A 21103-nucleotide genomic window follows, 5' to 3' on the forward strand; every position below is an offset into this window, starting at 1 on the left:
GTGTGGAGCATTCGCAAGCTGCGCCGCTATGCCAACGCCGTCGGCCAGGGCGAGAAACCCGCGGTTCCGCAGATACCGGGCGAGCTTGGCGATCTGGCCATGGCAGTCGATGCCATGCGCCTGAAGCTGGAGGGCCACGAGTACATAGAAGATTACGTGCGCGCCCTGACCCATGAGCTCAAGAGCCCGCTCGCCGCGATCCGCAGCGCAGGCGAGCTCTTGCAGGACGAGCTTCCCGAACACGCGCGCCGCGAGTTTTCCGGGCAGGTACTGGCCCAGTCCGGCCGCATGCAGGCGCTGGTGGACCGCATGCTCGAGCTGACGAAGCTGGAGCAGCGCCATACAGAGGTAGAGCGCGAGCGCCTTGCGTGGGCCGGCTTCCTCCAGTCTTTTGAGCTGGAGACCGGCGCCGGCCGGACCCAGCATGCGATCAAAGTCGTAATCCGTCCGGAACATGCCGGCGTGCATGCGGAGCCCGGCTTGCTGGGCCTGGCGCTGAGCAACCTGCTGGAAAACGCGCGCTCGTTCGCACCCGAGGGCTCGGCGATCACCCTGGAAGCGGGGCCAGACTTCATCGCCGTGCAAGATGCCGGGCCCGGCGTGGCGGACTACGCCCTGCCCCGCCTGGGCGAGCGCTTTTTCTCGACCGTGCGGCCCGACGGACACACCAAAGGCTCGGGCCTGGGGCTGGCCATCGTGCGGCAGATCATGCTGCTGCACGGCGGGCGCATGGTGGTGCGCAACACGCAGCCCGGGTTGCGGGTCGAGCTGCATTTCTAACCGCGGCGCGCGCATCACGCGGCCACCTTTGCCGGTTCAGGTTTGACCGGTTCAGCCTGTTTGAACCGTGCGTACCAATCTACCTGCCGCGTCAGCATCATGATGGCCGCGAGCACGGCGAACAAGGCCACTGCACCCAGCAGCAAGGCTGTTTGCTCCATCCGCAGCAGCACAAACAGCATGCCGTACAGCGTGGTGATGCCCAGGCCAAACGGCAGGCCGCGCGACCAGCGGCCCAGCATGTGGCTGGCGTAATACGTCAGCAGAAGCACACAGGCGGCGGCGGCAATCGCATAAGCAGTTTCAAAGGGCATGTGCTCCGAAAGGCTCACAAGCAACAGGAAAAACATGCTCATGGCCGCACCCACCAGCAGGTACTGGATCGGGTGCACGCGCAGTGACTTCATGAACTCGAACAGCCCCACGGCCAAAAAAGTCAGGCCGATAAACAGCAGACCGTATTTGGTAGCCCGGTCGCTGAGCGCGTAGGTATTGGAAGGGTCGACAAAGGTCACGCTGAAGGCCTCCACGCAGGAGTTGGTGGCCGAGCCATCGCTGTAGGGCAGGCAAACGCTCTTGCGCTTGCCCGGGTCGGGCTGCGCCACCTCCTGCTGCGCAGTGCTGGCCAGCGAGCTGACGCGCCAGCTGGCTTCAAAACCCTGGTCCGTCACTTTGCGGTCCACCGGGAGAAACTGCCCGCCAAAACTCGGGTGCGGCCAGTTCGACGTGAGCTGCACCCRGGTGTCGCCACCTAACGGCACCACCGAAATACTTTCGGTGCCCACGAGTTCAAGTTCCAGTTTCGCCTGCAGCGGCGCCGCTCCCACCATGGCCATGGGTAACGGCGCATGCACGCCGCGCGGGTAGCTGCCATAGAAGGTACCGGGCTTGAGCGCCAGCACCTGCTCGCCGATCTTGACGCTGGCATGGCGGATGCCGCGCGAGTCGGACACCGCCATCATCAACAGCGGCTGGCCGCAGTTCATGCGTGAGCCGGCGTGTTCGGCCACGGGCTTGAGTGCTTCGGTGTCGGTCCATTCGGCCACGATGTCGGCCTTGAGGTTAAAGGCCTGCGTCGCATGCAGGCCGCGTGCCCGCGCCTCGAGTTTGCTGCCGCCCTTGACGGTCAGCGAAGCCGGCGCGGCCACCAGGGTGAACTCACGCCGCTCGGTTTGTACTTTCTTGTCCTCATACTTGATGTCCCACTCCTCGGTGCAGGCCCGGTGGATAAGCGGGCCGGTCAGCGTCTGCGGGCCGGCCAGGCTCTGCGCCACGCTCTGGATGGCAATTTGCCGGTAGGTCTGGCGGTCGTGCACCACGCCACTGATCTGGAACAGCGCGACGACCAGCAAAACCACCACCAGGGCCAGCGCGAAGAGTTTTTGTTTCATGACTTCCTTTCGTTTGAACAACGAAGGGAAGTGTGCAAATCGTGTGTGAGCTCAAGATGAGCTGCGGGCCGCTTATGTGAAGTGAGGGTGAAGTGGCGCCCCCACGGTCGCTCACTGCGTGTAGCTCCCTGCCCCCCGAGGGGGCCGCCCGCCCTACGGCCCGGCAAAGCCGGTCCCGGGGCTCATGCTGGGTTGAAGATTCAGGGCGTATTCAGTGGGAGTATTCCACCAGTGGGGGCCGAGGGTCCGGCTTCGCCGGCCCCAGGCGCCGCCCCCTCGAGGGGGGAACGGGCTACACGCAGTGAGCCTGGACGGGGGGTCTACTTCTTTCGAAGCAACTTGACCAGCTGATTGCTGGTGTTGCGCAGGCGCTGGGCCATCATCTGCGTGATCTTGACCAGCAGCTTGGCGCCCACGCCGGGGTGGTCGCGAATCAGCAGGGCAATTTCATGGCRGCCCCAGACGCCGGCCTCGACAGATTCGATGGCGGTGCAGGTGGCATAGCGCGGCTCGCTGTCGAGCATGGACATGTCGCCTATTGCCGCGCCGCTGCGCACCACGGCCACGCGCGAGACGACCGGTTCCGCGCCGGCTTCGGCCTGCGCCGCTTCGGCCGCTGATTCAAGCCGTTTGGTCACATCGACCGTGCCCTTGAGGATCAGCATCATCCAGTCGCCGGCTTCGCCTTCGCGGATCATCACCTGCCCCGGTTCGGCGCGAACCAGCAGCATGGACGCGCCCAGGATGTCGGCTTCGGCAGGCGTGAAGTCCTGCAGCAGCTGCGAGTTCTGCAGCAGGTCGGGTCCGTAAGCGCTCAGCTGCTCGCAGCAGCCGAATACATGCAGCCCGGCGGCATCCAGTTGTTCTTCCAGCGTTTTCATGGCGCAAGGCGTTTTAGCGCGCGGGTGTTTGCTGCAGCCATTGGTCCAGCTCCTCGATGGCAGCGTCGGTGGCTGCCGTGAGGGCCCGGACGCCGCCGGGAGCGTCGTTGCTGGGCGCAGGACGCTGCACGATGACATTGCGCTGCCCCACCAGCTTCTCGCCTGCGGGGGTGATTTCAAGCAGCGTGGCGCGCAGGCGGATCAGGCCGACGCTCGTGTTGGGCGCGCTGAAGAAGTGGCTGAATTCTTCCAGGTCCAGGCGCAGCAGCAGCGGCAGCACCGCGTTCTGGCTGCGGTTGAGTGCCACACTGGAGCCGGCGCTGAACACGGCGCGGCGCTGGCCAAGCTGTTCGCGCAGGCGCTGGCGCACCAGTTGTGCGGGCGGCATGCTCCAGCGCGCCTGCGAATACGGCCGCAGCTGCTGTGCGTCGGTATACGCCAGACGGTACAGCACCGCCATATTGTCGAGCGCGCCGCCGGAGGTGGAGATGTCGTCAAGCGCCAGCGGCGGCAACGGCGCCTGCCGCGTGCTGGGCTGAATGGCCAAAGGGCCAGGGCCGAAGTCATACATGGTGGCCCGCGTGGGTTTGTCGGGCAGGCCCGAGCAGCCGCTGACCGCCAGCGCCATGACTATCGAGGAAAAAATGGCCAAGGCCTTTGATGGACGGGCGCAAGCAGCTACTGAATTCATAGCAGATGAAAAGATCTTGAAAAAATCGAATGTCATTTTTTCTCTCCGTTGGCAGAAAAACCGGGCTCGCCCGGACCGGGCACCGGTGGACCGTTGCCGAAAATCAGCGACTGCGGGTTGTCGTCGACCGCGTTGACCGTGCGGCGCAACTGGCGCATGGTGCGGGCCGTTTCGTCGGCCACTTCGCCCAGCTTGGGCAGCGTGCCGGCGCTGAAGGTCTCCACCCCCGAGGCCAGCGCGGCGCCGCCCTCGGACAGTTTGTCGAGCGGCCCGCCTTTTTCACTCAGGCGCGTGGCGGTCGCGCTGACGTCGTCGGCAGCCGTCCTGACGGATTTCAGCGTCGCCGTCGCGTCGCGCGACAGGCCCGGCAGGCTCGCCACCGTAGGCTCGAGGCCTTTGGCCACACGGTTGATGCCGCTGGCCGCTTCGCCGAGTTGCGTGATGGCGGAAGTGACCGCCGCCTGGTTCTCGTCGGACAGCAGTTTGTTCAAACGCGTGCTGGCTTCTTCGACCTGGTTGAAGATCACTTCGCTTTGCTTGAGCAGCTTGTCCAGCCCACCTGGTTTGAGCGGAATGCGCGGCGGGTCGTCGTCGTTCACCGCCAGCCGCTCAGCGGACTTTCCGTCGTCGTCGAGCTGGATGAACCCGAGCCCCGTGACACCTTGTGATGCCACCGTGGCAAAAGTGGATTTGGTGACCGGCGCGCTGCGGTCGATCGAGACACGGATCAGCACATTGCCCTTGACCTTGGTGTCAAACCCGATGAGCTCGACCTTGCCGACCGGCACGCCGCGAAACCGCACCGTGGCCTGCGGCTGCAGGCCCGAAACAGTTTCGCTGGTGCTCATGTCGTACAGGTCGCGTTCGGTGTTGTCGCGCGTCAGCCAGATCGCCAGCAGGGCCAGCAGGGCGGTCACCACCAGTACAAATGCGCCGGCGGCCATGGCATGGGCTTTGTTTTCCATATCGAAGCCTTTCTAAACAGTAAAGGGGTATTCGCGCAGCAATTCCATCGCGCGCTGACCCCTTTCGCCAAGGAAAAATTCGTGAATGAAGGGGTGCGGAAACGCCACCACTTCCTTGGGCACATCGTTAACGATGACTTTTTGTTCGGCCAGCACGGCGATGCGCGTGCTGAGCTCAAAGAGCGTGTCCAGGTCATGCGTCACCATCACCACCGTGAGCTCCATGTCGCGGTGCAGCGAGCGCAGCAGCGAGACGAAACTGTCGGAGCTTTCCGGGTCCAGGCCCGCCGTGGGTTCGTCAAGCAGCAGCAACGGCGGGTCCATGATGAGGGCGCGCGCCAATGCCACGCGCTTGACCATGCCGCCCGACAGATCGCTCGGCATCTTGTCGGCCGCGTCGGGGCCCAGGCCCACCATTCGCAGCTTGACCATGGCCGCTTCGTAGACCAGTGCGCGCGGCAAAGTCTTGAGCTCACGCAACGGGAAGGCGATGTTCTCGAGCACCGTGAAGGCCGAAAACAGCGCACCCTGCTGGAACAGCATGCCGACACGGCTGGCCGCTCCCCGCTTGCCAAGTTCGGCGGCCGGCCTGCCCAGCACAGTGATCTCGCCCTGGGTGGGTTTCTCCAGCCCCAGTATCTGGCGCAGCAACACCGTTTTACCGGTACCCGACCCGCCCACCAGCGACAACACCTCCCCCCGCTCCACCGTGAGGTCCAGGTCCTTGTGCACTACGGCTTTTTTGTCGCCGTTCTGGAACACGGTCCAGAGTTTTTTGATATCGACGATGGAATCAGTCATTGGGAAAACGCCGAAGGTGTTTTGACGTGTGCAATTTTCCGCCGGGCCGCCCCAAGGAAAATGCGCCCCCTTGGGGGGCAGAGAGCCACACGCAGTGGGCGAACGTGGGGGCCCTGTTCATATGCCCACACTCTTGAACAATACGGCGAACAATGCGTCGACCAGAATCACCACCGTGATGGACGTTACGACCGACGCCGTGGTGCCCTGCCCCAGGCTTTCGGTGWTGGGTTTGACACGCAGGCCATAGTGGCAGCCGACTAATGCAATCAACACCCCGAACACAACGGATTTGGCCGTGGCCAGCGTGAGGTTGGCCACGTCAACTGCGGCCGGCAGCGAATTGATGAAGTAGGACGGCGTGACGCCCATGGAAATGTCGGCGGCCAGCATGCCGCCCAGCAACGCTGCGATGGTGGTCCACACGCTGATGAGTGGCATCACCACGGCGAGCGCCAGCGCGCGCGGCATGACCAGGCGAAAGCCCCGCGCGATGCCCATGACACGCATGGCGTCGAGCTCTTCGGTGACCCGCATGACACCGATCTGCGCAGTGATGGCCGAACCGCTGCGCCCGGCGATCAGGATGGCGGCCAGCACCGGCCCGAGTTCGCGGATCAACGAGATACCCAGGATGTTCACGATGAAGGCGTCGGCGCCGAACTGGCGCAGCTGCTGCGAAATCAGGTAAGCCAGCACCACGCCAATCAAAAACCCCACCAGTGCGGTGATGGGCAAGGCGGTGGCACCGATATGAAACAGGTGGCCCGACAGGTCGCGCCAGGGGCCTTCCTGCGGGTGCCTGAAAAGCCGGATGATGTCGAGCAGCAGCTGGCCGATCAGGCGCACCAGGCCTTTGAGGTGGTCGACCAGACGCAGCACCCGTGTACCCAGCAGGATGAAGGGCCCGGTCCAGTCAGGCTTGCGGGGTTTGGGCGGATCCGCACTGAATTTGGCGACGGTTTCCAGCACCGCGCGCTGGCTCGCGTGCACCTGCAGTTGCGCAGGCCAGTCGCGCCCCCAATGGTTCCACAGCACCTGCGCACCCAGGTGGTCAAGCTTTTCGAGCGGCTCCAGATTCCAGCCGGCGGATTGGGCTGCGCCGCCCTGCAGGGCTTGCAGTTGCGCCGTCAAACCTTGCCAGACTTCCTGTGCGGTGAGGTCGGCGGCTGTCCAGGCACCGCGAACGACAAACATCCGGCCTTGCGGCGTGTCCTGCTGTTCGATGCGGGGCGTGGATTCTTCCATGTGCATTCGGTAAAGGCGTCCGGTGGTGCCCGGCGCTTGCCGGCAGTCTGCAATGGCGGGCGGCGCCCGAATTGCAAAACAGTCATGGTAACTGCAGGAAACACAAATACACAGCCCCAAAAACGCGCTATCGCCTTGGTCCTACAACCCGCCGGGACCCCGTGCCGGAAGGAAAGGCCAGCGGGTAATCCCCGCCGCAGGGATAGCGCCGTTTTTGCCACAATCGAACCACTGCCGCGCGGTCAGCCTCGCGTTAGGCTGGGATGGCAGGATGGGAGCCTGCGGCGAAGGAACGCTGCCAAAACAGCACAGCTACCCGGCCCCTCAAAAACACACGGCTGAAAGCCAAGAGACAAAACATCCATGCAAGACGACAGCCAGGTTTTTGACTACATCATCGTCGGCGCCGGAACCGCGGGTTGCCTGCTGGCCAACCGCCTGAGCGCCGACGCGTCCAAACGGGTACTGCTCATCGAGGCCGGCCGCAAGGACGACTACCACTGGATCCACATCCCGGTGGGCTACCTGCATTGCATCGGCAACCCGCGCACCGACTGGCTCTACAACACCGAGCCGGACGCCGGCCTCAACGGGCGGGCACTGCGCTACCCTCGCGGCAAGACGCTGGGCGGCTGCTCCAGCATCAACGGCATGATCTACATGCGTGGCCAGGCACGCGACTACGACCAGTGGGCCCAGCTGACGGGCGACATGGCCTGGCGATGGGACAACGCGTTGCCGCATTTCAAGCTGCACGAAGACCACCACAAGGGTGCCGACGCGATGCACGGTGCGCGCGGCGTGGCACCCGAGCTCATGCAGGACAAAAGCCAGCCCTACCAGAAGCTGCTGCGTCACCACAATTCGGGCGGCGAATGGCGTGTCGAGAAACAGCGCCTGCGCTGGGACATCCTCGATGCATTTGCYGAAGCGGCGCAGCAGGCCGGGATCCCGGCGACTTCCGACTTCAACCGCGGCGACAACGAGGGTGTGGGCTACTTCGAGGTCAACCAGAAAAAAGGCTGGCGCTGGAACACCGCCAAAGCATTTTTGCGTCCCGCCTGTTATGCCCGGCCCAATTTCGAATTGTGGAACAACGCCCAGGTGTGCAAGCTCGTGGTTGAAACGCAGGCCGACGGCAGCCAGCGCTGCACCGGCGTGGAAGTGTGGGCCGGCGACGAGCGGGTGACAGCGCATTCGACACGCGACTCGGGGCACATGGGCGAAGTCATCCTGTGCGCAGGCAGCATCGGCTCGCCGCAAATCCTGCAGCTTTCAGGCATTGGCCCGGCCACCCTGCTGCAACAGCACGGCATTCCGGTGCTGCAGGACCTGCCGGGCGTGGGCGCCAACCTGCAGGACCACTTGCAGATCCGCTCGGTCTACAAGGTGCACGGCGACCAGCGCTGGGGGCTTTCGCTCAACACCATGGCCAACACGTTATGGGGCAAGGCCCGCATCGGCCTGGAGTACGCGTTGAAGCAGACCGGCCCGATGAGCATGGCGCCGTCGCAACTGGGCGCCTTCACTCGCTCATCGCCCGACCAGCCCTACCCCAACATCGAATACCATGTGCAGCCGCTGTCGCTGGACGCTTTCGGCGAGCCGCTGCACAGCTTCAACGCTTTCACCGCCAGCGTATGCAACCTCAACCCGACCAGCCGCGGCACCGTGCACATCAAGAGCAACCGCTTTGAGGATGCACCGGCGATTTCACCCAACTACCTGAGCACGGCCGAAGACCGGCAGGTGGCAGCCGACTCCCTGCGCGTGACCCGAAAGATCGTCAGCCAGGACGCGCTGGCCAAATACAAGCCCGAAGAATTCAAACCCGGCGTGCAGTTCCAGACGGACGAAGAACTCACGCGGCTGGCGGGCGACATTGCCACCACCATCTTCCACCCGGTGGGCACCACCAAAATGGGCAAGGAAGACGACCCCATGGCGGTAGTGGACTCGCACCTTCGGGTGCGCGGGGTTCGCGGCCTGCGCGTGGTGGATGCCGGTGTGATGCCGCTGATCACCAGCGGCAACACCAACTCACCCACGCTCATGATTGCGGAGAAGGCCGCCGAATGGATTCAGGCCGGCATTTGAAGGCAACGCCGTGCCCAAGCTGCCCGCAAGCCTCCGGCTGAACCGCCCCTTCGAAACAGATCAAAGATAGATTTTTTGGAGAAGACGCACCAGCGTCTTTTTTTCCGCCGCGCTCAGCCGCTCGGTGGCATCTGATTCGAGGCTGGTGGCGGTGCGCTCAGCCTCCCGCATCAGCGCCTCGCCTGCCTCGGTGAGATACAGGCCCACAGCGCGGCCGTCCTGCGGGTGCGGCTTGCGGTGAACGAGCTCGCGCTTTTCCAGCGTGCCGATTTTCCCGACCAGGTTGGGCGGCAAGATGCTCAGCGCACTGCACAGCTGGCGCGAGGTGATGCCCGGGTTGTGCGTGATCAGCGACAGGATGGAAAAATCCACGTGTCGCAGGTCATACACCGCCATGCGTTTCATGAACAGTTCAATGACCTTGAGCGAAGCACGCGTGGCGTTGTAGCCAATCAGTGTTTCAAGGTAGGAGGTATCGACTTCTTCGACAGCGGGCGCTGGTTTGAGGGACGCTGGCATAGGTGGTCAGGAAGCTTTCGTCATCGGGCAATACGGACCGCCGCACGGCATGCGGCCAGTCCAGCCCCGATTATGCCAAGCGGTGCCGATCCATGATCGGGTGCCTCAGGGCTCCCGGCATCAGTCATCGGCACCGCGTTCTGATCAGGACTCGGCGGTAAAGCCGATTTTCTTGATCAGCGGGCCCCAGCGGTCGAGTTCGCGCTTCTGGCTGGTCGCCATGTCCTCCGCCGTGCCGCCGTAGGGAATCAGGCCCACCACCGTCAGCGAGTCGATGACGGATTTGTCCTTGATGGCGGCGTTGATGGCGGCGTTGGCGGCGGCAACCACACTGGCCGGCGTTTTGGCGGGGGCACAAAAACCGAACCACTCCTCCACGGTCAGGTCGGCAAAGCCCTGTTCGGCGAAGGTCGGTACTTCGGGCACAAAGGGTGAGCGCTGCTTTCCGGACGTTGCCAGGATGCGCAGCTTGCCGGCCTTGTGATTGGGGATGAAGTCGCCATGCGGCGTGAACATGGCCGCAAGCTGGCCGCCCACCACATCGGTCACGCCGGGCACGGAACCGCGGTAAGGCACATGTTTGAGTTCCACCTGGTTGTTCAGGCCCAGCAAGGCGCCCAAAAAGTGGGGGGTTGATCCCGCAGCGGGCGAGCCATAACTCGCATCCTTCGGATTGGCCCTGGCCCATACCAGGAAGTCCTGGACGGTCTTCACGGAAGCGGGCACCAGCGGCCCCACAGCCAGCCCATGGTGAATCATGGACGCGGTGCCCACGGATACAAAATCCGCGAACGGGTCATAGGCCAGCTTTTTGTAGATGTGGGGATACAGCGACATGCAGGAAAACGGCGTCATGGCAATGACGGAGCCGTCCGTGGGTGCCATCTTCAGCGTCTCCAGCGCGATGCGGCCGCCGGCGCCGGCCTTGGTGTCCACGATGGCGTTGTTTTTGGAATAGGCGGTGCCGCCCATCCTGTCGCCGACACGGCGCGCGCAGATGTCGCCCGCACTGCCGGCGGGGAATCCGTAAATGATCTTGACCTGCTCCAGCGGGCTCGCATGGGCAGAGAACGGGGCGAAGCCGGCGGCTGCGGTGAGCGTTGCGGCTGCCTGCACAAAATGACGGCGTGTTTGCATGAAATGTCTCCTTTTTTAATGATGTCCAACGGGTCGAAAAAACAAAACCGAAATCAAAAACTGAAAGACGAAAACAAAGCGGAACGCGAAGCGTCTAGCTGCACAGGGCCCGAATGTCTTGCGGCACGGCAATGGCCTTGATGCGCTCAGGATTCTCCGGACGGCGAATGCAGAAGGCCCGGGTTTCACGGCCTTCGCAAATCAGGTCGTCACCACGTTTGATCACATGCTTCTGGATGAATACCTTGTCGCGCCACTCCTCAATACTTGTGTGAATCTGCAGCGTCTCGCCATAGACGGCGGGCTGGGTGAACCGCGTATTGATCTCGAGCAGCGGCGTGCCGATGATGCCGGTGGTCTTGACAAGCTCACGCCATGTTGGCACGCCGCACTTGACAAAAAAGTTCAGCGACGAGGCGTCCATCCATCGCGAGAAATTGGGAAAGAACACGATACCTGCGGGATCGCAGTCGCCAAACGCAACGGAAACTTCGTAAACAACGGTCTTGCTCATGCTGTTCACCTTGGCGCCATGCGCAATGCGCCATCCAGCCGGATGACTTCGCCGTTGAGATGGTCGTTGGCCACGATGTGCGCGGCCAGCTGGGCAAACTCCTCGGGCTTGCCCAGGCGCTGCGGAAAAGGAATGCTGGCGGCAAGCGAAGCCTGCACCGCCTCGGGCAATTGCTGCATCAGCGGCGTTGCGAACAGGCCCGGCGCCACCGTGCAGACGCGGATGCCGTGCTGCGCCAGGTCGCGCGCCATCGGCAGTGTCATGCCGACCAGGCCGCCCTTGGAGGCACTGTAAGCCTGCTGGCCCACCTGGCCGTCAAAGGCCGCCACCGAGGCCGTGAACATCATGACGCCGCGCTGGCCATCTTCCAGCGCGGGCAGTTTGGCGCAGGCGGCCGCAAACAGGCGGCTCGCGTTGTAGGTGCCCACCAGGTTGATGGTGACGACTTTGGCAAAGTCTTCGAGCGGCGCAGGGCTGCCGTCTTTGCCCACCACGCGCCTGGCCGAGCCAACGCCGGCAACGTTCATCAGGATGCGGGCCGGGCCATGCGCAGCTGCGGCTTTTTCCAGCGCGGCCGCCAGGCTGGCGCTGTCGGTGATGTCGCACTGGCACGCCACTGCGGTGCCGCTCCCGTGCGTGGCGCAAATGTCGGCCGCGACTTTTTCTGCTCCGGCGAGATTCACATCCAGCACGGCAACCCTGGCGCCCAGGCGTGCCAGCTCACGGGCAGTGGCTTCACCCAGCCCTGAGCCGCCTCCCGTCACCAGCGCCGCAAGTCCTTCAATCTTCATGCCTTCTCTCCAGATCGGTTGCTATTGTTTTTATAGCTGCTTGCGCTTGTCTGCTGTGCACTGCAGCCACCATTTGCTCAAGAAATTTCGGCCCCTTCGGGGTTTTCAAGCAACAGGGCAATGCCCTGCCCGCCGCCCACGCATGCGGATGCAATGCCGTAACGCAGGCCCGCGCGTTGCATTTCACGCGCGACGGTGACCGTCAGGCGGACACCGGTGACCGCCAGCKGGTGACCCATCGCGATGGCACCACCATTGACATTGAGCTTGCTCAGATCGAGGTTCAGTTCACGCGCCACCGCCAGCGTTTGCGCGCCTTGGGCTTCGTTGATCTCGAAGCGGCCGATCTGGTCCAGCGTCAGGCCGCAGCGCGCCAGCAGCAGGCGAATCGCTGGCGCGGGACCTATGCCCATGATTTCGGGCGGCACCCCCACCACCGCGGCAGCCACGACACGTGCCAGCGGTTTTTTTCCATGCGCCTTCACGTACTCGCCCGAGGCCACCACGGCTGCCGCTGCCGCATCCACCAGCGCTGCACTGTTGCCGCCGGTCTGCACCCCGCCGGCGTGAACCACCCGGAGTTTGGCCAGCACCTCGACGGGGGACAAGCGTGCGTGGGTGTCCTGCGCGACTTCCGTGGCTTTGCCCTGCAGGCGTATGCCGCGCGTGGCATAGCCGGCGAGTTCAAATTCTTCTGTGACCACCGGCACAATTTCACCGGCGTGAAAACCCGCCTCGCGGGCGGCCACGGCTTTGGCAAACGAGCTGGAGGCAAATTCATCGACGGCTTCCCGCGCGATGCCATATTTCTTCGCGAGATTTTCCGCGGTCTGGATCATGTCGATGCCGGCGGCCGAGTCCTTGAGGGCCTCCCACATGAAGTCCTTGAAGCCGACCGGCGCGCCCAGCTTGAAACCCGTACGGTGCTCGAAGGCGGCGATCGGGTTGCGCGTCATGCTCTCGGCGCCGACGACCAGCGCCACGCTGGCGGCTCCGCTCTGGATCTGCTCGCCGGCCTGGCGGAACAATTCAAAGCCGGTACCGCAGATGCGCTGCACCATGATGGCCGGCACCTCCACAGGCACCCCGGCGTAAAGGCCGATATGGCGCGGCAGCATGAACTGCTCAAAATCACCAGGAGCCATGTTGCCGGCAAGCACCGAATCGACATCGCCGCCACTGACACCCGAGCGCTGGAGCACGGCGCGCGCGGCCTTGATGCCGAGGTCGGTGGGCGATATATGACCAAGGGCGCCGCAGTAGTCGACCATGGGCGTGCGGATGCCGTCGAGCATCCAGACGTCTTCGAAAGCGGAGAAAAATCCTTTGGGCTGCATGGTGTTTGTGCGTCGGGTTTTATGGTGCGGGTTTGACGATKGGGTGCGCCGTGTCATCGTGCAGGGCTACCACCAAAGCTTCACGGTGCGTCAGCACGGCGCGCTGGTTGATGGAGCCTTTGTCGGTGACCTCACCCTTGTCGAATGAGGGCGGCTCATGCATCAGGTGCAGGCGCCGGATGCAGCTGGCGCTGCCGGTCGCGCCCTCCGCGAGCTTGTTCATCATCTCCTGAAAGTGCGCTACCACCTGCGGGCTTTCAACGGCCTGGCGCAGCGGCGCGTCGGGCGGCAGTCCGGCCAGCGTGCGCACCGCAGGTGTCGGGAAAACCAGTGCGCCCACTTCCTTGAGGTTGATGCCCGTGAGTACCACGTCCTGCACGTAAGGCGCTCCCGCAGCGACGATCTTTGCACGCAGCGGGCCCACACTGACAAAGGTGCCCGTGGCCAGCTTGAAGTCCTCGGCGATGCGCCCGTCGAACTTGAGCCCGAGGTGAATGTTGCCCTCATCAATCCATTTGACGGCGTCGCCGGTACAAAAGAAACCTTCTTCGTCAAAGGCTGCTGCCGTCTCCTGCGGTGCGCGCCAGTAGCCGGGCGTGATGTTGGGGCCCTTGTAGCGCACCTCGGTCTTGCCGTCGGTGTCCACCAGCTTGAGCTCGATGCCGGGCGCGGGCACGCCGAGGTCGCCGGCTTTCACGTTGGGGTTGGTCACAAAAATGGCAAACGGCGCGGACTCGGTCATGCCCAGGCCGGTCGCCATGACAATGCGCTCGCCCACTTCTTTTTCTTCGGACTCGTACAGGCTGTCCCACACGGGTTGGGCCAGCGCAGCGCCGGCATAAAAAAACATCTTCACGCGCGACAGCAGGTTGCGCCGCAGCTCTGCGTCCGTTTTCATGGCGCTGGCGATGGCCTCAAAGCCGGTAGGCACGTTGAAGTACACCGTGGGGGCAATCTCGCGCAGGTTGCGCAGGGTTTCGTGCATCAGCGCCGGGGTCGGTTTGCCGTCGTCGATGTAGAGCGTTCCGCCATGGAACACCACCATGCCGAAATTGTGGTTGCCGCCGAAGGTGTGGTTCCAGGGTAGCCAGTCGACCAGCACCGGCGGCTCGTCCTGCAGCACGGGCATCGATTGCGCCATTTGCTGCTGGTTGGCACACCACATGCGCTGGGTATTGATGACCGCCTTGGGCATCTTGGTGGAGCCGCTGGTGAACAGGAATTTCACGATCGTGTCCGGCCCTGTGGCCTGCATGGCGCGGTCTACGGCCTCCGTGGCCGGCGTTGCAGCCAGTTCGGCAAACGCCGTGGTGGCGCGCCCTTCGACCTGCCCGGTAGCCAGCACCACCTCGACGTCGTTGCCAATGGCTGCGCTGATGGCCCTGGCGTAGCGGGCGCCGTCGGCGGCAAACACCAGACCCGGCGTCACGGTCTTGAGCACGTGGCGCAGCTTGYCGTAGTCCTGGCTGACCAGACTGTAGGGCGGAGACGTCGGTACAAAGGGCACGCCGGCCAGCATGCAACCCAGCGCCAGCAACGCATGCTCCAGGTCGTTTTCCGACAGGATGACCACCGGGCGTTCGGCGCTCAGGCCCCGGTCGACCAGCCCCTGTGCGATGTTGCGGGCCGAGACCCAAGCTTCGGCATAAGTGATGTGCCGCCAGTCGCCGGTCTTGCCATCAGCCAGCTTTTCGCGCCGCGCCATGAAGCTGCGGCCCGGGACCGTCTGCGCCCAATGCTGCAGGCGGTCAGTGATACGGGTCGGGAAGGCTTGCAGGGCCTGGTCTGCGCGCAGATAGCGCACACCGGGTACGCCGTCGCGCAAAACCACACGGGTCACGCCAAAGGCCATGGGACGAAATTTCGGGGCACTCATGGTTGTCTCTTCTGTCTCTTGTCTTCTGTCTTTTTTCTGGATGTCTCTCTTGCCTGCCCGCCCGGCCTGGTCAGCCCTTCTGGACCTTGCGGGCCTTGCCGTCCAGGAAATCTTTCACGCGGCTCTTGGCTTCGGGCGCGCTTTGCGCCACTGCGGCCATCAGGGCCTCGGTGAAGAACCCCTGGTCTGCCGGTTGCTCGGCAATGCGCGGCAACGCATGCATGAGGGCGTAGTTGGTCAGCGGCGCGTTTTCTGCCACGCGAGTGGCCAGTTCAAGGGCTTTGGCGAAAGCCTGGCCCTCGGGCACCAGGTATTGCGCAATGCCTATGCGCTCACCGTCCACCGCGTTGTAGACACGGCCGGTCAGCATCATGTCGGTCATCCGCGCGGCGCCGATCAGCCGCGGGATGCGCACCGCACCGCCACCACCGACAAAGATGCCGCGCGAGCCTTCGGGCAGCGCGTAGAAAGCGCTTTCGTCGGCAACCCGGATATGGCAGGCACTTGCCAGCTCCAGGCCACCACCGACCACGGCACCGTGCAGGGCCGCGATCACGGGCACCGGGCCGTACTGCACCCGCTCCAGCGCTGCGTGCCACATGCGCGAATGGTGCAGGCCCTGGCTGGCATCACGCTCCTTGAGTTCGCTCAGGTCAAGCCCCGCACAGAAGTGGTCACCCTCGCCGCAAAGCACGGCGGCTTTTGTTTCGGAAGGAAGGCTTTCGAACAGGTTCCGCAGTGCCAGGATCAGGGCGTCACCCAGGGCGTTGCGTTTGGCAGGGCGCGCCAGGCGGACCACGGCGACATTGCCGTGCATTTCGAGATGAAGGTATTTTGGGGTCATGTGAAGTGTGTTTCCGGAAGCCAATTATGGTTATGAATAATAACTATTACAACGTGATTAAGCCTTTTTTTTCTAGTGAAAACCCTAGGGCGTACCAAGGCATGTTTGCGCGGCGGACCAGCCGGCCCGCAAGGCAATCCGCAGGAGGAAACCCTGGATGAAGGATGACTCCCCCCGCAGGGGATGGAGGAAATTGGGTCGCCCGGCAGACGGCGATTCGGCACACTGGGTGTGCCGCTGACGCTAGCGGTCAGTCAGTTTCGCCGTGGCCCGGCCTGGCGCCGGCAACAGCCGGCGAAGGCCTGGCTCAAATATTGAGCCACTTCAGCAGCTCGCGCATGCGCGCTTCCGACGTGGTGTCGAACTGCTCGATGCCGATGCGCTTGAGCACGTCCTTGCCGGCATCGCTGGCGGGCAGCGCCAGCAATTCCTCCTGGATCGCCTTGAGCTGTTCGGGCTTGACGCGTTTATGGGCCACCAGCGGAAAGTAGGGCTGCGCCACGCTCTTGTGCAGGATGCGGCCGCCGTCTTTTTCCCATTTTTTGCCGATGCCCGAGTAGGAAGCGACACCGCCCACATCGGCAAACTTGTTGTCCAGGTAGAACCCGACGGCAGCTTGTTCGCGCACGAACTGCACGTTTTCCTTGTCGACCAGGATGCCTTTGTCCCTGAGCTCTGCGGCACAGAAGCGGGACATATAGGCAATCTGCTCGGGCAAGGCAATCCGCTTGCCCTTGACGTCGTCGATGGTCTTGAGGGCCGAACCCTTGGGCGCAATGATGAAGCACTGCCCGTCGGGCTTGGTGCTGGCGATATAGCTGTAGCCGTAGTCGCGCATGCCGCGCGCCGGGTAGTCGCTCGGGCGTGCCATCACCAGGTCGAAGCGGCCGGTCTGCATGCCTTCTTCCAGCTGCTTGAATTCGCGCGCAAACACCACGCTGACCTTGGCCTTCATGGCTTTGCCGATCACCTCGGCCAGCCCCTGGTATTTGGCAATCACCTGGGCGTGGTCGAGGCCACCCGAAGTGCCTTCGCTGATGCCCAGTATCAGTTGCTGGGCCTGCGCCTGGGCATTGGCAGTGCCCATACAAAACTGGCTGAACCCCAACACCAGGGTCCCTAACATCCATCTCCTCAGCATAAGCCTCTCCTTATATAAAGCTCACGCATGCTACTGCGTGTGTCCGGCGCTGGCTAGCGCAATTTACCCCTGTCAACTTTTTCCACCACCCTCATGACATGGTGGGCGCCCGCTTGCATTTGCACCCCGATGACACAATCGGAAGATGCCGCAGACCACCGCCGCCCGACCGAAATCATGAAGAGTCTGCCCACCTTCCTGATCGCCATGCTGCTGACTGCCCTGTCTGCCTGTAGCCCGGCGCCGCGCGCCAGCCAGGACCCGCTGTCGATTGCCCGCGCCCCGGTGGCCACGGCCATCAACGACTACCAGCGCTGTGCCCAGAGCGCCTTGCAGTCGCTGAAAGACAACCCGGAGCAGTCCGTGTTTGTGCTCGCCGATGCCGCACTGGCGGCCTGCGATGCCGGCCTGGATCAGGTGCGGCGCAGCATCCTGGCGGACAACGCAGGCCACCCTTATGTGGCCGCGTTTGCTGAAGATGCCAGCGCCAACATCCGCATTCGCACCCGCAACATGCTGGCGCACAGCCTGAACCGCGTTCGGGAAGCCGCAGCGCCGCATGCCGCGCCGGCAAAGTAATTAAGCGGGAAAACCCCCGCAGCGTTCAGCGCAAGCTCTTCACGAAGCGCGGCGCGTTCGGGGCAATAACACCGCAGAACCGGCTTTGCCGGGCTGCAGGTGTTGCCACCCTGAGGGGGGTTCCGGCTACACGCAGTGAGCCGAGACAGGGGGCTACAAGTTATCGCAGGCCCTTCACATAGCGCGGCGCGTTCGGGTCGCGCTGGCGGCGCTCTCGCGGCGACTCGCCCTCGCCGAAAATGGCACCGAATGTCGACTCGATAAAACCTGATTCAGGATAGACCTCTTCCTCGGTATCGATAGACCGGGCGCTCTGGCGGTCGGGCACAGGCGCCGGGGCAAGCACCGGCTGGCTGCGCTCCTTCACCACCTCGGACACCAACTGCACCAGCGGCACGCGTGCCTTGGGCTCGGGGGTGGCCATGATTTCTTCAAGCCGGTCGGCCCACACCGCCAGGTCCACGTGGCCATCCTCGGCGGCTTTTTCCCGCGCAAAACGCGCTATTTCGGCGGCGTATTCCTGGTTACCGGCCATCCACTCGGTGTCGGTCACGCGGCCGGTTTTGCGGCGCAACAGCACATGCAGGTGGGCCGCAACGGCAATTTTTTCACTGGAGGGCATGGTGCGCAATCCTTGAAAGTGGAGTCCGTTGTTTGTCAGTTACGTGCCCAACCGCTCGGCGTGCTGGGTGATGTCCAGGCCGTCGCTCTCGGCGGCTTCGCTGACGCGCAGGCTGACGATCAGCGAGGTGACCCACAAGGCCAGCGCCGTCATGAACAGGCTGTAGAGCATGACGGCGCCTGCGCCGATCGCCTGGGTCATCAGACTGCCCTCGACACCGGAGATGGCCTTGCTGGCAAAAATGCCGGTCAGCAGCGAACCCACAATGCCGCCCACGCCGTGCACGCCGAACACGTCCAGTGAATCGTCGGCGTTGAGCAGGCGCTTGAGGCCCGTAGCGCCCCAGTAGCAGGCCACGCCGGCCACCAGGCCAAACACCAGGGCCGCGCGCGGCGAGACAAAGCCCGCCGCCGGCGTGATGGCGACCAGCCCGGCGACCAGGCCCGAGCACAGTCCCAGCAGGGAAGGACGCCCGCGAACAATCCATTCGGCCGCCATCCACGAGAGAGCGCCCGCGGCCGCCGCGATGTGCGTGACGGCCATCGCCAGGCCGGCCCGGCCGTCGGAGGCCACGGCGGAGCCGGCGTTAAAGCCAAACCAGCCGACCCACAGCATGCCGGCACCGGCCATGGTCAGGCCCAGGTTGAAAGGCGTAAACGGTTCACGGCCGTAGCCGTGGCGTGGCCCGAGCGCGTAGGCACAGACCAGCCCGGCAATGCCGGCATTGATGTGCACGACCGAGCCGCCGGCAAAGTCCAGCGCGCCCATGCGCGCCAGCCAGCCATTGGGCTCCCAGACCCAGTGGGCAATGGGTGCGTAAACGACGACGGTCCACAGCGACATGAACACCAGCATCGCGGAAAACCGCATGCGTTCCACAAACGATCCGACCACCAGCGCGGCCGTGATGATGGCGAAGGTCAGCTGGAACATGGCGTAGACCGACTCGGGAATGTTGGGCGCGATATGGCTCACGGCCACCTTCTGCGCATCCTTCACGTAGTCCAGCCCGGTGAACCAGAGCCGCTCGGGACCACCCAGATAGTGCCCAAGCGCACCTTTGCCGGGCGTGAAGGCGATGGAGTACCCCACCGCAAACCAGAGCAGGCTGACAACGGCACAGATAGCGACGACGCAGGCCATGACATTGAGCACGCTTTTCCTGCGCACCATGCCGCCGTAGAAAAGGGCGATGCCGGGCAGGGTCATGAGCAATACCAGTGCGGTGGAGGTCATCATCCATGCGGTGTCGGCACCATTGAGGGTCTCCACACCGACCAGTCCTGGCTGCGTCAGCGGTGCCGGGGCAGCCGCAGGAGGCACAGGAAGGGGCGCTGAGGCGGCAGCCACCGGGGCGACAGGAGGCGCAGGAACCGTGGCCGGTGCGGGGGACGGTGCGACTTCCGGAGCACTGGCAGTGGCTGCTGGCGGCGCCACTGCCGGGGGAGCCGTGGTCTGTGCCAGGGCTTGCTGGCATGCCAGGCCCAAGCATAAAGACATACTCAAGGCCAGAAATCTGTTCATATGCATACGGTGCCCGCCTGTTCAATCAACCAACAATTGGTAACAACAGGCATAAGTCGTGCCAATACCGCAGTAGCTCGTGTGATGGGACTGCGACGGAAAATATGTACTGCAAAAGTGCGCAAACGATTGGCGTGGTGCCCCAAAAACATCCACAGAACCAGCGGCCGCCCAAAGCCCGGGGCCGGGAAACCCCCAATGCACTGGGACAGTGCGCCCGCTATATTGGATGACTTGCTGACGAGCCTTGCTGCTCGCAACGCGAGGAGCCGAGGAGACACGAGAGAGTCATTAAGAAGTACACAAGCAAAGCGGCATTCCACAAGAGATGCAGATTTGCAAAAAGCGCTGGCAACCCCAGCGCTTTTTTTATGCCTCCGCCGTGATGGGTAAAACCCTCAAAAACCTTTGCAACCATTGACTGTCTTGCGCCAACAGCTATCTATTTGATAGCAATGAGTCTGTTCAATGCGATGGGACAATCCGGGCCATGGAATTATTCATCGTCTCGTTGGCCTCCCTGCTCGCCGGTTTTGTGGACTCTATCGTCGGGGGCGGCGGGCTGATCCTGGTGCCGGCCCTTTTTGCGGTTTTCCCCACCACGCATCCTGCCACCCTGTTTGGGGTGAACAAGGGGGCCTCGGTCTGGGGCACCGCGGTTGCCACGGCCCAATATGCCCGCCGCGTGGAGCTTCGCTGGACGGCACTGCTGCCGGCGGCCACCGCCGGGTTTACCGGCTCGCTGGCGGGCGCCTGGCTGGTTACCGTCATCTCGCCGGGATTTTTGCGCAAGGCCCTGCCCTTTGTGCTGCTGGCGGTACTGCTTTACACCCTGGCCAGGAAGGAGCTGGGCCGCCACCACACGCCCCGCTTTACCGGCCGTGCCGAGACCGCGGCGGCCTGCTGCATCGGGCTGGTTTTGGGGTTTTACGACGGCTTCTTCGGCCCGGGCACCGGCAGCTTTTTTGTATTTTTATTTGTGCGCTGGCTGGGTTATGACTTTTTGAACGCGTCGGCTTCGGCCAAGCTGCTCAACACCGCCACCAACCTGGCGGCGCTGGCGCTCTTTGCCTATAAAGGCCATGTCTGGTGGCATTTCGCCCTCACGATGGCCGTGGCCAACGTAGCAGGCAGCCTGCTGGGCACCCGCCTGGCCTTGAAACATGGGGCTGGTTTTGTGCGCGGGGTGTTTATCGCCGTGGTCAGCGCGCTGATCCTGAAAACCGCTTTTGACGCATTTGCGCGCTGACGGCGTGCTGCCAGTTTGCTATTGATTTAGTAGCTTCTTGCGCACGTCCTGTATGGGTTTTCGGCGGATTTTGCTTGAAATCCGGCCATCACTGTTTAATGACCAAATTGGCGTCC

The 21103-nt window shown here is 63.5% G+C and carries 20 protein-coding genes; 4 read left to right on the top strand and 16 right to left on the bottom strand.

Features of this window, described 5'->3' with window-relative positions; all coding sequences use genetic code 11:
- A partial coding sequence (locus AC1DWI_RS00645) for an ATP-binding protein (RefSeq protein WP_477724244.1) occupies positions 1 to 780 on the top strand: 780 nt, incomplete at its 5' end.
- Between the two features lie 14 nt (positions 781 to 794).
- Here the strand turns inward: AC1DWI_RS00645 and creD are convergent.
- The 6 genes from creD to AC1DWI_RS00675 all read right to left on the bottom strand — a co-directional run bounded on the left by creD (position 795) and on the right by AC1DWI_RS00675 (position 6757).
- Positions 795 to 2171 (bottom strand): cell envelope integrity protein CreD, encoded by a 1377-nt coding sequence (creD, locus tag AC1DWI_RS00650; protein ID WP_477724245.1) that lies wholly within the window; start codon positions 2169 to 2171, stop codon positions 795 to 797.
- A 320-nt stretch (positions 2172 to 2491) separates the two neighbouring features.
- Positions 2492 to 3052, bottom strand: a complete 561-nt coding sequence (locus AC1DWI_RS00655) for a Crp/Fnr family transcriptional regulator (protein ID WP_477724246.1) — start codon at positions 3050 to 3052, stop codon at positions 2492 to 2494.
- 13 nt (positions 3053 to 3065) lie between these two features.
- Positions 3066 to 3779, bottom strand: coding sequence for an ABC-type transport auxiliary lipoprotein family protein (locus tag AC1DWI_RS00660; protein ID WP_477670239.1), 714 nt, complete (start codon positions 3777 to 3779; stop codon positions 3066 to 3068).
- A complete protein-coding gene (locus tag AC1DWI_RS00665) occupies positions 3776 to 4708 on the bottom strand; it encodes an MlaD family protein (protein ID WP_477670240.1) in 933 nt (310 codons plus the stop codon). Before AC1DWI_RS00665 ends, AC1DWI_RS00660 begins: the two co-directional genes overlap by 4 nt.
- Before the next feature lie 12 nt (positions 4709 to 4720).
- Complete coding sequence (locus AC1DWI_RS00670) at positions 4721 to 5509, bottom strand: ABC transporter ATP-binding protein (protein ID WP_477670241.1); 789 nt, start codon at positions 5507 to 5509, stop codon at positions 4721 to 4723.
- A gap of 117 nt (positions 5510 to 5626) precedes the next feature.
- Positions 5627 to 6757 carry an MlaE family ABC transporter permease gene (locus AC1DWI_RS00675; protein ID WP_477724247.1) on the bottom strand — a complete coding sequence of 377 codons (1131 nt, stop codon included), beginning with the start codon at positions 6755 to 6757 and terminating at the stop codon, positions 5627 to 5629.
- 363 nt (positions 6758 to 7120) lie between these two features.
- Between AC1DWI_RS00675 and AC1DWI_RS00680 the strand changes: the two genes are divergently transcribed.
- Positions 7121 to 8854, top strand: a complete 1734-nt coding sequence (locus AC1DWI_RS00680) for a GMC family oxidoreductase (protein ID WP_477670243.1) — start codon at positions 7121 to 7123, stop codon at positions 8852 to 8854.
- A gap of 60 nt (positions 8855 to 8914) precedes the next feature.
- Here AC1DWI_RS00680 and AC1DWI_RS00685 read toward each other — a convergent pair whose 3' ends face one another.
- From AC1DWI_RS00685 to AC1DWI_RS00720, 8 genes are all read right to left on the bottom strand, one after another.
- On the bottom strand, positions 8915 to 9373 hold the full coding sequence (locus AC1DWI_RS00685) for a MarR family winged helix-turn-helix transcriptional regulator (RefSeq protein WP_457281691.1): 459 nt from the start codon (positions 9371 to 9373) through the stop codon (positions 8915 to 8917).
- A gap of 144 nt (positions 9374 to 9517) precedes the next feature.
- The gene (locus AC1DWI_RS00690; RefSeq protein ID WP_477670244.1) at positions 9518 to 10510 is read right to left on the bottom strand and encodes a Bug family tripartite tricarboxylate transporter substrate binding protein; all 993 of its coding nucleotides are present in this window, start codon (positions 10508 to 10510) and stop codon (positions 9518 to 9520) included.
- A 94-nt stretch (positions 10511 to 10604) separates the two neighbouring features.
- The gene (locus AC1DWI_RS00695; RefSeq protein ID WP_477670245.1) at positions 10605 to 11024 is read right to left on the bottom strand and encodes an acyl-CoA thioesterase; all 420 of its coding nucleotides are present in this window, start codon (positions 11022 to 11024) and stop codon (positions 10605 to 10607) included.
- Positions 11025 to 11029: 5 nt separating this feature from the next.
- Positions 11030 to 11815 (bottom strand): SDR family NAD(P)-dependent oxidoreductase, encoded by a 786-nt coding sequence (locus AC1DWI_RS00700; protein WP_477670246.1) that lies wholly within the window; start codon positions 11813 to 11815, stop codon positions 11030 to 11032.
- Between the two features lie 77 nt (positions 11816 to 11892).
- The gene (locus tag AC1DWI_RS00705; protein ID WP_477724248.1) at positions 11893 to 13152 is read right to left on the bottom strand and encodes a thiolase family protein; all 1260 of its coding nucleotides are present in this window, start codon (positions 13150 to 13152) and stop codon (positions 11893 to 11895) included.
- Positions 13153 to 13171: 19 nt separating this feature from the next.
- Positions 13172 to 15028: a feruloyl-CoA synthase gene (locus AC1DWI_RS00710; protein WP_477724249.1), complete on the bottom strand. Its 1857-nt coding sequence runs from the start codon at positions 15026 to 15028 to the stop codon at positions 13172 to 13174.
- A 70-nt stretch (positions 15029 to 15098) separates the two neighbouring features.
- The gene (locus AC1DWI_RS00715; protein WP_477670249.1) at positions 15099 to 15872 is read right to left on the bottom strand and encodes a crotonase/enoyl-CoA hydratase family protein; all 774 of its coding nucleotides are present in this window, start codon (positions 15870 to 15872) and stop codon (positions 15099 to 15101) included.
- A gap of 307 nt (positions 15873 to 16179) precedes the next feature.
- A complete protein-coding gene (locus tag AC1DWI_RS00720; RefSeq protein WP_477670250.1) occupies positions 16180 to 16959 on the bottom strand; it encodes a phosphate/phosphite/phosphonate ABC transporter substrate-binding protein in 780 nt (259 codons plus the stop codon).
- 183 nt (positions 16960 to 17142) lie between these two features.
- Between AC1DWI_RS00720 and AC1DWI_RS00725 the strand changes: the two genes are divergently transcribed.
- Entirely contained in the window at positions 17143 to 17592 is a 450-nt protein-coding gene (locus AC1DWI_RS00725; RefSeq protein WP_477670251.1) for a hypothetical protein, read from the top strand.
- A gap of 160 nt (positions 17593 to 17752) precedes the next feature.
- Here the strand turns inward: AC1DWI_RS00725 and AC1DWI_RS00730 are convergent, their stop codons facing one another.
- Both AC1DWI_RS00730 and AC1DWI_RS00735 read right to left on the bottom strand, forming a co-directional pair.
- Positions 17753 to 18214, bottom strand: a complete 462-nt coding sequence (locus AC1DWI_RS00730) for a hypothetical protein (protein ID WP_457281700.1) — start codon at positions 18212 to 18214, stop codon at positions 17753 to 17755.
- A gap of 39 nt (positions 18215 to 18253) precedes the next feature.
- A complete protein-coding gene (locus tag AC1DWI_RS00735) occupies positions 18254 to 19714 on the bottom strand; it encodes an ammonium transporter (RefSeq protein WP_477670252.1) in 1461 nt (486 codons plus the stop codon).
- Positions 19715 to 20228: 514 nt separating this feature from the next.
- Here AC1DWI_RS00735 and AC1DWI_RS00740 point away from each other — a divergent pair.
- Complete coding sequence (locus AC1DWI_RS00740) at positions 20229 to 20987, top strand: sulfite exporter TauE/SafE family protein (RefSeq protein WP_477670253.1); 759 nt, start codon at positions 20229 to 20231, stop codon at positions 20985 to 20987.
- Positions 20988 to 21103: the final 116 nt, after the last annotated feature.

This window comes from Polaromonas sp. P3_C2 (assembly GCF_056402675.1).